Below are 12763 nucleotides of genomic sequence, written 5' to 3' on the forward strand. Positions count from 1 at the left end.
CTCCTTCTTTCAAGTCTTTTTCTTATCTTGGCTCTACCTAAAACAGAACCTTTGGACTTTTCTTTTCTAAATAAAATTACGCTGGAACTTCTTGAACAGAGTTCAAGCCTCAAAAACTACACCTTGATTTTTCCTGGGAAACGTCCCACTGTCTTTTTTAAAAAGCACTTGGCTGAGAATGGCTATACGGGTTTCTTACCCGAGTTTTACACCATTGAGGAGCTAATGGAAGAAATTGCCGGGGTTCCAATGGTTCAAGGCCTGTCTTTATGGCTCTTTGCCTATGATGTCTACAGTACTCTTTATACCGAGGACTTTAACCAGTTTTTAAAATGGTTTCCCACGGCCTTAAAAGACTGGGACGACATCCTAAAATACAAAGCAAGCGATAAAGAGGTCTTTAGCTATATGCACGAAGAAGAGAGAATCAAAAACTGGGGAGAATCTCTTGGCGATCCTACAGAAACCCAAATGAAAAACCTTAATTTCTGGCGTCGATTGGCACATTTCTTTCCAATCTTAAAACAGAAGCTAATTGAGAAAGGGTGGTATAGTTATGGAATGGTCTATGAAAAAGCCAGTGAAAATCTAGAAACTTTTATTGCAAATGTCGATCAGCGCTACGTATTTTGCGGGTTCAATGCTATTACTCCCATTGAAAAGGATTTAATGCGTGGTCTTTTGCAATGGAACAAAGCTCAGTGCTTTTTCGATGCAGATCAATACTACCTTAACGACAAAAGACAAGAAGCTGGAAAATTTCTTCGAAGCTCTTTTCAATGGAAAGAATTTGGAGATCATCGAAAATTCAATTGGATTGAAAATGAGTTCATTCAACCAAAAGACATTGAGATTATTGAAGTATCGGGAAACGTATCCCAGACCAAAGTACTTCCTAGCCTCTTAGAGAACCTATCTCCTTTAGAAGTCTCAAAGACTGCAGTCGTCCTTTTGGACGAAAATTTACTGCCTGCAACCCTTGAGAGCCTGCAGTTTGTTGAGAGTCTCAACATTACGATGGGATTTCCGATAAAAAATTTAGATTTTTCACTTGCCATTAAAAAGATATTTCATCTTCATAAGCAATTGGCGAAGTCCAAATCCTACTACTACCGAGACGTAAATGCCATTATCAATGCCATTGAAAGTACAAAAGAGGACAAAACAATCACGCATGAATTCCAAGAACAACTGCGCTCCAAAAACCTGGTCTATCTATCACAAAAGCGACTGCAAGAATTGTTAGGGAACCTTAGTTACCTCAAAATCCTTCAGCCCTATGATTCTCCAAAAGCTCTTCTCAAAGAATTAATTGAATTCTGCCTTTCTTTAAAATCCACGACACAGAACGATTTGCTGTACGAAAACATCACCCTCTTTGAGAATGCATTCAAAATTGCCGCCAATCAATTGGAGGGCTACCAATTTGAAGTAAGCATGGAAACCCTCGAGGTGATGATGAACCATTTGATTGGAAGCGAAGAAATCAAGTTTCAAGGGGAACCTTTGGAGGGACTGCAAGTGATGGGACTTTTAGAAACGAGGCTTTTAAGCTTTGAGAACATTATTTTGCTCTCAACAAACGAAGGAAACCTTCCTCAAGGAAGCTCCCAAAACTCGTATCTGCCATTTGACGTTAGATTAACTCGAGGACTTCCAACGTATCTTGAAAACGACAGTATCTACGCCTATCACTTTTACAGGTTGCTACAAAAAGCAAAGAAAGCAACCTTCCTTTACAACAGTTTAAGCTCAGGGGTCAATACAGGGGAGAAGTCAAGGTTCCTAACGCAAATTGAACTGGAAAGTAAACATGCCATTAAACATACCGTGGTTGACGCGGATTCATTGCCGGTACAAAAGTCGTTAATGACGATTGAAAAAACACCATCCGTACTTGAACGATTAGAGGAGTGGAAATCAAAAGTGGCTGCTACCCACCTCACTTCGTATATGTATTATCCTATTCAATTTTATTTAAAATCGATTTTAAAACTCTCGGAAGAAGATGACATTGAAGAAGAAATTTCTCGTAAAAGCTACGGAACACTCGTCCATTATGCACTTCAAGTACTTTATGAACCACTTAAAGGTAAAGTGCTTTATGAAAAGGACTTAAATGGACTTTTCTCAAAAATAGATGAAGCAATTGAAGAAGCTATTATTAAGCTTGATCACCCCCTTGAAGCTTATGAAAAGGGAATGAATTTCGTACACAAAACCATCGCTCGCGATGCCGTAGAATCGGTCATTAAGTACGATCTTGCTTTGGTTAAAGAGGGAAGTAAACTTGAAATTCTTGCCCTTGAACATCCTTTTAGCAACCTTGCATTTGATCTTGAAAACGAGAACGGTGACCAAGTTTTTTTCAAGGGATTCATTGACCGAATTGACAGGTTAGATGGCGTCATTCGGGTCACAGACTATAAATCCGGAAAATTGGAAAACCTTAATTTAGAATTTAAAGACTTGAGCGAAAATTACCTAATTGAAAAAAGCTTAAAACAAGCTATTCAGTTAAGCATCTATCTTTGGTTTTTGAAGTCAAGTGGGGAATTTAAAGGCATTGAAACCAGAGCCCATATTTGGTCGTTTATTAACGCAAAGAAAGGACCTCAGCCTCTTACCTTTGTCGATGGGGATCTTAGCACTGCGATGAATTCCATTCGAACCCTGATTCTAGAGATTCTAAATCCCGAAATCCTATTCGAGCAAAAGGAAATTCCCGTTTATAGCAAATCCTACTGAACGAAATAGAAAAAGGAACTCATTTCGAGTTCCTTTTTTGTTTTGAAATAAGAATGTTTTTTAAGAAAAGGCATTAATTCCTGTGATATCATGGCCTGTAATCAACAAATGAATATCGTGGGTTCCTTCGTAGGTAATGACGGACTCTAAATTAGCCGCATGACGCATCATTGGAAATTCTCCCATAATACCCATTCCTCCGAGCATCTGTCTACTTTCTCTTGCGATGTCTATAGCCATCTTAACATTATTTCGTTTTGCAAGTGAAATCTGAGAAGGGGAGGCCTCATCTGCATTTTTCAAATTCCCAAGTCTCCAAGACAAAAGCTGCGCTTTTGTAATCTCAGTTAAAAACTCGGCAAGCTTTTTTTGTTGCAATTGAAACGAAGCAATGGGCTTTCCAAATTGCTTACGTTCTAAACTATACTGCAGAGCGGTGCAATAGCAGTCTATGGCCGCTCCAATCACACCCCACGAGATTCCGTAGCGTGCTGAGTTAAGACAGGAAAGCGGTCCTTTTAATCCAGAAACACCCGGAAGTAAATTTTCCTTTGGAACTTTTACGTTATCAAAAACAAGTTCCCCTGTTTTTGACGCACGTAGGGACCATTTGTTTAGCGTTTCCGGTGTTGAAAAGCCTTCCATAACTCTTTCTACCACTAATCCTCTTACTTTTCCATCGGGTCCTTTTGCCCAAACCACTGCAATATCACAAAGGGGAGCATTGGTGATCCACATTTTGCTTCCATTAAGGAGGTAATGGTCAGACTCTTCTGTAAAATGAGTTTCCATTGCCCCTGGATCTGACCCGTGGTTGGGCTCAGTTAAGCCAAAGGAACCAATAAAATCCCCAGAAGCTAGCTTAGGCAAGTATTTCTTTTTCTGCTCCTCTGAGCCAAACTTAAAAATTGGAAACATCACAAGAGAGCTTTGTACAGATGCCGCTGAACGAACAGCGGAGTCTCCGCGTTCGAGTTCTTGCATGATAAGTCCGTAGGAAACTTGATCTAGGCCCATCCCTCCGTATTCTTGTGGAATGTAAGGACCTAGCGCGCCAATGGCGCCTAATTCTTTCATTAAACCGGGAAGGTCCTCGTGGTCCTGAGCCGCCTTGTCAATTTTAGGGAGGACAAAAGAGTCGACCCAACTGCGAACAGAATCTCGAATAAGCAGGTGTTCCTTAGTTAAGAGCTCATCAATTAGGTAGTAATCGGGTATTAAAGTAGAAGGATAATAGGGCATTTTATTTTTTTTCTAAATTAGGAATTTGTTCTCAATCTCGAAAATCAACCAAATCATCTTTAAAGCGATACAGATATGGGGCTTTGTTGGCCGATCCGTCGAAGAATTTCTCTAGTCTTTCGAGACGGTTAAAGCTAAGCATTTTTCGCTGAAAATTATTACGTCGAAACGGTTCTCCTAAAACAATCTCATAGAGCTTTTGAAGTTCCATCATGGTGAATTTTTCAGGAAGCAGGTTGTAGGCAACAAGCTGTGTGTCCAAATTCCGCCGAAGGTGATCGAGGCCCACATGAATCATGCGTTCGTGATCAAAGGCCATTTTGGGAAGTTCATTTACATCAAACCAAGCAATCGATTCATTTAATGCATCCGGAAATGTTTTGGAAATCGTGTAATCAATCAAACTGCAATAGGCCACGCTGATAAAGCGCTGAAAGATCCAATGGTCCTTCGGGACTTCAATCCCCCGGTTTTCCAATAGGATTTGATGAACGTTGTTTTGTGTTCTTTCCTTCCGACCAAAAGTATGGAACTGGTCCAGGAACAAATTATCAAGATGCGTTCGCTCATAGAGAACGCGCGCTGCCGCTTCTCTTAGATCCTCGTGATGGAATACAAAACCGCCAGGAATGGACCATAGGTCCAGATCGTGGTATTTTAACAAAAGGACGCGGAGTTTCTCCTTGTGAAAGCCAAAGATGGTACAGTCTACGGAAATTTGAGGAATAAATCCGTCCGTATCAATAAGATCTTGTAAAGATTGTCTGTTTTTAGAATCATCAATGACACTCATGCACTACTCGTTTTTTCCAAAGTTAAGACTAATTATCTTTTTGAGAGATTAATATTTTAAAAAATACAAGAAGAAGTCCTAAAAACAAAATAGGAACCAAAATAAACACTGAATATAAGGAAGTTAAATCAAAATGAAAGGCCCACGAAATGTAAATCGAGCCTAAGGCACTCCCTAAAGAAGAAAAGACCACAAGCGCAGAAATCAATCGATTTACCTTCTGAGAATCGTAATGAAGAAGCATTCGGGCATTAATAATGGGATAAAGAGGCGATAGAAACAGTCCAATGGCCGGAATTAAATAAATCAAATACAAATTGTGCTCAGGGGCAAAATTGATAAAAAGGTACATCGTCACTAACATTAACACCAGCAATGCAAGGCAGCTCCCAACGTATTTATACCAAGAGAAACGATAAATCAGTTTGCTCGTTAAATACCTTCCTACAAACGAAAAAAGTGCGAGAAAGGCCGTACTCTGTAGGGCAAACTGCGAGGAGACATTAAAATGGCCTTTGTAGAAAGTCGGGAGCCAGGAATTAAGGCACTGCTCAACAAATACAATCAAAAGCATAATTAGAAGGAACACCGTCGTTTTGCGATCCATTTGCTTGACAAATCCAACCCATAAATTGGATTTTTGTACCTCTTCACTTTCTTTTATTTCCTCGTAGGGCATTCTCCAAAGCAGAATGAAGGTGAAAATCGAGAGAAGAGCAATCATCCAAAACCCAAACATCCAATGCTCCTTAAAAGAAGAGCCCAAGAGCCAGCCGAATCCCATATTCACAAGAAAGATCCCAAGCATAAAAGAAGCCTCCACTTCGTTCATTACCTGAGCTAAATGCTTCTCTTTAAAATTACTTCGAAGAAGCGAGAAGGTGCTAATTTTCCCCACTGCAAAACCCAATCCGATAAAGACGAACCAGATTTTCATGATCCAAAAGCTTCCAATAAAAGGGACACTTAAACAACAGATAGCCACAAAACCCACTGTGAAAAGAAGCGCATACTTAGAGCCAAAGCGATTAATGTATCGAACGGCAAAAAGCGAGGCAACGGCAATGGGCAAATCTTTAAACGCTTCTAAGAATCCCAGCCCTTGAAATGAAATTTGCTGCTGTGAAAATTGGAGAATCATAATGCCCATGCAGTTTAACAACATGGAGAAAATTAGAAAGACGAGAACAAGGGGATAGTGGGATATTTTTTCGGAGTGCACCATGAAAATTAACGTTTTAGTAACAGTTTTTGTGAAATTTTAAGCTATAAACGCACTCAAATTAATAGTAATTTTCCTTTGTTTTTTGCTCTAAAGCACTGCAAATAAACAAATTTTAAAAAAAATAAAAAAATAAAACTCAATGTTAATAATTTGTTATAGATTTATTGTCTCATTATGAGATAAAAAAATCAAAATAATATGAAAAAACAAATTCTTAGTGTTTTGAGCTTATCCATGCTTCTCTCTGCCACCGGTTTAATGGCGCAGCAAGCGGAGAAGGATACAGTTCGCGAGGAAACTATTGAAGAAGTAGTTTTAGTGAACGTCGGATACGGCGTACAAAAGAAAAGCGTGGTCACAGGAGCTATATCTAAGGTGACCTCTGAAGATTTCGAAAATGCGCCCAACGGGGGTATTGGACAAATGATGCAGGGGCGTAGTGCCGGGGTAACCATCGCAATGAACTCCGGTGCACCGGGATCCTCATCCACCATTCGTGTCCGTGGGGTTACTACTTTCTCCGGAGCTAACGACCCGCTATGGGTTGTGGATGGTGTTCCACTTGAAAATGCAGATATTGCTACCTTAAACCAAGGGGATATTGAATCCATTGAAATCCTAAAGGATGCAGCCTCTGCTGCCATCTACGGGGTTAGAGCCGCGAAAGGGGTTATTCTAGTAACCACCAAGAGCGCCAGAAAAGGAAGAATGACCGTAGCCTATAATGGGTACACTTCGTATTCCGCACCTTCGAGAATTCTTCAATTGTTAAACGGTACTGAATACGGAGCCTTAATGAATGAACGATCTATCAATGGAGGCGAAGGACTTCTTTTTAATGATCTCTCTACTTTAGGTGTAGGAACCGATTGGCAAAAAGAAGTATTCAATACCAGTGCATTTGGACAAAACCATGAACTAAGTTTTAGTGGACGAAACGACACTTCTCAATTCTACGCTTCTTTCGGGATTCAAGAACAAGAGGGGATCGTAGCAACTCCTATTTCTAATTATAGAAAACAAACGGCTAGAGTAAATTCTACGCACAAGTTTTTAAACAATATTTTAACTTTCGGTCAGAATCTCTTTTATACACATCAAAAAAACGTGGGAATTGGAGATCAAAACCGTGAATTCGGTGGAGTACTTGCAGACGCACTTATGCTCGACCCTTTAACTCCCACGATTGAGTATGATCCAGTTCGAGCCAACTCGGCGCCGTACACGGCCTCTCCATGGATTGTTCGCGATGCGAATGGAAACCCTTACGGGATTTCCAACATGCAACAATCCGAGATTGTAAACCCTCTTGCGTACATTCAAACTCGTATGGGGAATTACAGTTGGAGTGATGTAATCGTAGGAAACGCGTACTTGCAAGCGGAACTGATTCCGGACTTAAAACTTCGAAGTACACTCGGGGCAAAAAAAGCCTTTTGGGGTGATTACAGTTTCAACCCACAGTATTATTTAAGTTCCCTTAATTTAAATGTGGTTCGAAACAACCTAAACCGCGGAAATGGCAATGGATTAGATTGGAACCTAGAAAACACATTAACTTACGATAAAAAGATTTCTGACCATGATTTCGCCTTTTTATTAGGACAAGGGGTTTATGTCACTGGAATAGGAAACTTCAGTGGAGCCACCCATTACAATGTACCCACAAACGACTGGAGAGAAGCTTCCTTCAATATGGCGGTCGCTCCTACAGACCAACTAGGGTATAGTTATAACTTTAACGAAGTAAGAAGAACTTCTCTTTTTGCAAGGTTAAATTACAACTACCAAGAAAAATATCTTTTAACCGCAATCGTTCGTCGCGATGGATCTTCCTTATTTGGCCCTAACAACAAATACGGGACTTTCCCTTCTGTTTCTGCAGGATGGGTGGTTACAAAAGAAAACTTTTGGCCAGAGAACTCTTTCGTAAACGAACTTAAAATTAGAGCGGGGTACGGGAAAAACGGGAACGACGGATCGCTTGCCCCAAATCAATACGAATCTCTAATCGCAAACGGATACAACTACTATTTTGGAACCGGTCCATCCGTCATCATTGGTAGCGCACCTGAAACGCTTTCTAACAACGATTTACACTGGGAAACCACGACGCAAAAGAACATTGGGATCGATACCCGTCTCTTTAATAACTTTACTTTAACGGCGGAATACTACCAAAAAGTAACCGAAGGGATTTTACTTCAATACCAAATCCCGGGCTATGTAGGGGTAACCAACAACCCGTGGGGGAATATTGGGGATATGAAAAACGACGGTTTTGAACTCGAACTATCTTACCGTAAGAAATTTGGAGATTTGAAATTTGATGCGTCCGCCAATTTCGCAACGCTTAAAAACGAAGTCACCAAATTAAATGGTCTTGATTTTATCGGAATGGCTAGCTTTCAATCCTTAAATGGTGAAGTCGCCAGACTTATGGAAGGTCTTCCTTATGGAAGTTTCTACGGATGGAAAACCAACGGAATTTTCCAAAACTGGGACGAGGTAAATTCTTACACTTCAGCCGACGGTTCTGTAATCCAGCCGGATGCAAAACCAGGGGATTTCAAATGGATGGATACCAATGGGGACGGAACCATTGATTCCGAAGACCGAACTTTCCTAGGAAGTTCTCTTCCAAAAAACACATTTGGATTAAGTTTAAATTTCGAATATAAAGGATTTGACTTAAATGCTATGTTCCAAGGAGTCTCAGGAAACAAAATCTTCCAAGGCCTGAGAAGACTAGACGTAAGTAGAGCAAACTATCAAGCCGAAGCGCTTCAAAGATGGACGGGAGAAGGCACTTCAAACAACTATCCTAGACTGACCTCAGACGATACGAACGGAAACTTCACGAACATGTCCGATTTCTACTTGCAAGACGGGGACTATGTGAGACTAAAAGTTCTCTCTCTAGGGTATTCTCTACCTGCGAAATTAACGAATGCCATAAGCGCTCAAAAAATTAGAGTTTATGTCACTGGAAACAACGTATGGACCCTGACCGATTACAATGGATACGATCCAGAAATTGGAGGGGATGTTATGGGGGTTGACAAAGGGTATTACCCACAACCTAAAACTTTAATCTTTGGTATCAACTTACAATTCTAAAACAATGAAAAACAAACGATACATATACATTGCTTTAATAGGAGCCCTCAGCTTTAGCGTCGGATCCTGCTCGGAGGAGTACTTAAACGTACCCAACGACGGAAAGCAGACCGAAACCAATTACTACAAAAACGAAAGTGAAGCCTTTTCAGGACTCGTTTCTATCTACGATGTTTTAAGAAAGAACACTGGAAGTTTTGACAACATCCTTACTTTCATGAATGCGGGATCGGATGATCACTTCGCCGGAGGTGGAGGGGAAACCGATGGAGTCGGAATCCACAAGTTTGAAAATTTCACAATCGATCAATTTACGATCCACAGAAGTTACTGGAGTGATCATTACCAAGGAATTTTCCGTGCAAACATTCTTTTACAGAAATTGCCAAACGTTCCTATGGCAGACACGACTAAAGAACAATTTGCAGCGGAAGCCAAAACGCTTCGTGCGATCTATTATTTCAACCTCGTGAGAATGTTCAAAAACGTTCCTTTAATCTTGGAACCGATTGATCCTGCTGCTATGTACGACATTTTACAAGCGCCAAGTGAAGAGGTTTATGCACAAATGGAAAAGGATCTTGAAGAAGCCATTCCAAACTTACCATTGAATGCCTCAGCGCAATATCCAGGTAGACTTTCTCAAGGAGCTGCAAGAGCTGTACTAGGTAAAATTTACCTTTACAACGGTAAGAAAGCCGAAGCCGCTGCACAACTTGCCTTAGTAAACGGTACGCCGGGAGGAACAAGTCAGTACGGATATAAATTACTCGATTCTTTTGATGATTTATGGGTGACAGACAACAAGTTCAACTCAGAATCCATTCTAGAATGCTCACACACCAACCTAAGTAACGCCGGATGGGGGAACTGGGGGAGTGGAACAGACGAAGGAAATACCACGGGCGTAATGGTAGGCCCAAGAGGGTATACAAAAATTGGAGCGAACGCACCGGATCTTCCTACAGGATGGAGTTTCAACAACTGGACTCAAGGGTTCTACGATGCGATTAAAGGAGATCCAAGATTTGAGGCTACTGTCCTTGACTTAAAAGCGCTTAAAGCAGCGGGGCAAGCAGATTACACTCCAGGATATCGCGACACGGGATACTTCTTAAATAAGTTCGTCCCAACCAATGATGATGTAACAGACGGAGCCGGAGATGCGGTTTTAAATTACCGTCAGAATTCTTATATCATTCGTTTGGCAGATACTTACCTAATGGAAGCGGAAGCTTTAGGCGCCACGGGCGCAAGGGCTCAGGCACTTTTGGATGCAGTTCGTAAGAGAGTAGGCCTTCTTCCTGTCCCTGTCACCATGGATGCCATTAAGAAAGAAAGACGAATTGAACTCGCAGGTGAAGGGCATCGTTTCTTTGACCTTGTTCGTTGGGGGGATGCCGCAAGTGTACTCGCTTCCAAAGGATTTGTCGCAGGGAAAAATGAAATCTTACCGATTCCTTACCAAGAATTGCAAGGAACCAAGATTGAACAAAATCCAAATTACAAAGATTAATTCCTAAGATATGAAAGCATTTAAAATTACAACAGGCCTTTTGGCCCTTGCCTTACTCATTACGGCATGTGATGTGGAGGGCATTGACCAAAACGTACCGGAATTAACCGATCCCAATTCAGGTACCTACGATAAGATTTTTGACCTAAGTACAGACAACTCTGGAACGGTTCGAATCACACCGGTAGGAACTGGAATCTCTAAATCCATTGTCGACTTTGGCGACGGTACAGGAGCTGCGGCCTCTGCCGTTGTAAACGCGGGTCAAAGTATAACGCACGTGTATCAAGAAGGAGACTATACGGTAAGTATTACCTCAATTGATCTTTCTGGAAAAGAAACGGTAAACACGTATCCATTGAGCGTAATTTACGCCACACCAACGGATCTTAGTATTGGCGTTTCCGGTGGAGGACTTACTTTAACCGTGAAGCCGGAAGCGAAGCTTGCGAGTGGTGGGTATAAAATCCTATTTGGAGAGGGAGCCACTGAAGTTCCCACTGCTATCGCGAACGGAGCGTCTGCGACCCATACCTATGCCACAGCAGGGGAGTACACCATAACTGTAACGGCATTGAGTGGGGGAGCGGCTACCGCGAGCACTACTTTAGATGTAACGGTTAACAACCCGCTTGGACTTCCTATCGATTTTGAGACCCCTTACACGAATTACGGGGTAGCAGGCGTTTTTGGCGGTATGGGAATGGGCTTTGTCGACAATCCAAACACGGAAGGCTTAAACGTTTCAAACAAAGTACTTACACTAAGCAAATCCGTTGGAGCAGAAACTTGGGCTGGTATTTATATTCCACTCGGAGAGCCAGGAGGCATTCCTATTAATATTGACAATGGAAAGGTATTTAAAATATTAGTCTATTCGCCAACCATCGGAACCTCTGTGCATTTCCAATTGGAAGATGGGAGTGATTACAAACCCTTTGTGGAGGTTTTAACAACGAAAGCAAACAAGTGGGAAGAACTTACGTTTGACTTTACAGACCAAGACATAGCCAGCGGCTATCGCTTCACGCAGGTTGTTTTCCTAGTTAATGCTAGTAGTGTTGGCAATGGTGAAGTCGTTTATTTGGATGACATTACACAAATTAATTAAAATATTATGACAACTAAATCCCTACTAAAAATTTCAGGACTCCTTTCTTTTGCACTTGTATTTTTATTCTCGTGCAAGGAGGACGAGTATACAATGGGAGCTCTTAGCTCTCCAACCAATTTAAATATTGTTACCGAGATTTCAGGACAAGATGCTCAAAACCCTAACGGTGACGGATCAGGAGTCGTGAATATTATCGCAAGTGCAGACAACGTTCTTAGCTATCGTGTCGCATTTACAGAGATTAACAATTTAGGAAGTGAACCAGAGTATGTGGTTATGCCCGCAGGCAAAATCACTAAAAAATTCAGTTCACTTGGCGATGTTAATTACCGAATTTCGGTTATGGCATACGGTGCTGGAGGTACCTCTACAGTAGCGACAAAAGATATCACTGTAAAAAGTGTGTACAATCCAGATCCTGTCGTGGTAGAAAACCTAACAGGCGGAACGTCCAAAACTTGGGTCGTAGCAAAAGCGCAACCTGCGCACATGGGAGTGGGTCCTTACACACCTGCCTCAATTGAACCCGAATGGTGGGCAGCCGCACCTTTTGAAAAAGAAGGAATAGCAGACTGTCTTTATGCCGCAAGCTTTACCTTCACGCAAGAAGGAACAACCAGCTTTAGTATGAAATCCACAACTCCACAAGGAGCCTTTACAAAAACAGGTGCGCTCGCTGGAATTCCAGGCATCCCAGGTTCTGGAGACGAAGGGTGTTACCCATACGCTGGAGGTAGCTCTGCCTTTGCTTTCATTGAAGCCACAAGTGGAGTCGCTGCTTCGGCATCAACGACCACCAGTATCTTGCTTTCGGGAAACACGACCTTTATTGGATACGCGGCCACGAAAAAAGAATATGAAATCCTATCCATTACACCTACCACCATGCACCTAAGGGTACAGGGGACGGAAACGGGTAATGCATGGTATGTAAAACTAGTTGCTGTTGAGTAACTATAGTTTCTCTCTTGGGAAGCGGTTTGAAAATAGCCGCTTCCTTTTTTA

At 41.6% G+C, this 12763-nt stretch carries 8 protein-coding genes; 5 read left to right on the forward strand and 3 right to left on the reverse strand.

Annotation, left to right across the window (positions count from 1 at the left end; all coding sequences use genetic code 11):
* Positions 1–51 precede the first annotated feature (51 nt).
* Positions 52–2748: a PD-(D/E)XK nuclease family protein gene (locus ACX3PU_RS06030; protein ID WP_459084043.1), complete on the forward strand. Its 2697-nt coding sequence runs from the start codon at positions 52–54 to the stop codon at positions 2746–2748.
* Positions 2749–2808: 60 nt separating this feature from the next.
* On the opposite strand, the gene ACX3PU_RS06035 is transcribed toward ACX3PU_RS06030, so the two are convergent.
* Genes ACX3PU_RS06035 through ACX3PU_RS06045 form a run of 3 tightly spaced genes read right to left on the reverse strand, consistent with a single transcriptional unit; the run spans position 2809 to position 6008 of the window.
* Positions 2809–3990 carry an acyl-CoA dehydrogenase family protein gene (locus ACX3PU_RS06035; protein ID WP_459084045.1) on the reverse strand — a complete coding sequence of 394 codons (1182 nt, stop codon included), beginning with the start codon at positions 3988–3990 and terminating at the stop codon, positions 2809–2811.
* A 31-nt stretch (positions 3991–4021) separates the two neighbouring features.
* On the reverse strand, positions 4022–4783 hold the full coding sequence (locus tag ACX3PU_RS06040) for an NUDIX hydrolase (RefSeq protein WP_459084047.1): 762 nt from the start codon (positions 4781–4783) through the stop codon (positions 4022–4024).
* Between the two features lie 28 nt (positions 4784–4811).
* Positions 4812–6008: an MFS transporter gene (locus ACX3PU_RS06045; protein WP_459084048.1), complete on the reverse strand. Its 1197-nt coding sequence runs from the start codon at positions 6006–6008 to the stop codon at positions 4812–4814.
* A gap of 198 nt (positions 6009–6206) precedes the next feature.
* Between ACX3PU_RS06045 and ACX3PU_RS06050 the strand changes: the two genes are divergently transcribed.
* The 4 genes from ACX3PU_RS06050 to ACX3PU_RS06065 are packed head-to-tail and all read left to right on the forward strand — an operon-like array spanning position 6207 to position 12712.
* The gene (locus tag ACX3PU_RS06050) at positions 6207–9128 is read left to right on the forward strand and encodes a SusC/RagA family TonB-linked outer membrane protein (protein ID WP_459084049.1); all 2922 of its coding nucleotides are present in this window, start codon (positions 6207–6209) and stop codon (positions 9126–9128) included.
* 4 nt (positions 9129–9132) lie between these two features.
* Complete coding sequence (locus ACX3PU_RS06055) at positions 9133–10644, forward strand: RagB/SusD family nutrient uptake outer membrane protein (protein ID WP_459084050.1); 1512 nt, start codon at positions 9133–9135, stop codon at positions 10642–10644.
* 10 nt (positions 10645–10654) lie between these two features.
* Positions 10655–11755 (forward strand): PKD domain-containing protein, encoded by a 1101-nt coding sequence (locus ACX3PU_RS06060; protein WP_459084051.1) that lies wholly within the window; start codon positions 10655–10657, stop codon positions 11753–11755.
* Positions 11756–11761: 6 nt separating this feature from the next.
* Positions 11762–12712 carry a hypothetical protein gene (locus tag ACX3PU_RS06065; protein WP_459084052.1) on the forward strand — a complete coding sequence of 317 codons (951 nt, stop codon included), beginning with the start codon at positions 11762–11764 and terminating at the stop codon, positions 12710–12712.
* The last annotated feature ends 51 nt before the right edge of the window (positions 12713–12763 follow it).

The sequence above is a fragment of the Chryseobacterium sp. A301 genome, from assembly GCF_054489425.1.

What these genes read in the sequence shown, in the direction of transcription:
- ACX3PU_RS06035 (WP_459084045.1), bottom strand. Translation starts at nt 3,990, where the DNA reads ATGCCCTATTATCCTTCTACTTTAATACCCGATTACTACCTAATTGAT.
- ACX3PU_RS06040 (WP_459084047.1), bottom strand. Translation starts at nt 4,783, where the DNA reads ATGAGTGTCATTGATGATTCTAAAAACAGACAATCTTTACAAGATCTT.
- ACX3PU_RS06045 (WP_459084048.1), bottom strand. Translation starts at nt 6,008, where the DNA reads ATGGTGCACTCCGAAAAAATATCCCACTATCCCCTTGTTCTCGTCTTT.
- ACX3PU_RS06055 (WP_459084050.1), top strand. Translation starts at nt 9,133, where the DNA reads ATGAAAAACAAACGATACATATACATTGCTTTAATAGGAGCCCTCAGC.
- ACX3PU_RS06060 (WP_459084051.1), top strand. Translation starts at nt 10,655, where the DNA reads ATGAAAGCATTTAAAATTACAACAGGCCTTTTGGCCCTTGCCTTACTC.
- ACX3PU_RS06065 (WP_459084052.1), top strand. Translation starts at nt 11,762, where the DNA reads ATGACAACTAAATCCCTACTAAAAATTTCAGGACTCCTTTCTTTTGCA.
- ACX3PU_RS06050 (WP_459084049.1), top strand. Translation starts at nt 6,207, where the DNA reads ATGAAAAAACAAATTCTTAGTGTTTTGAGCTTATCCATGCTTCTCTCT.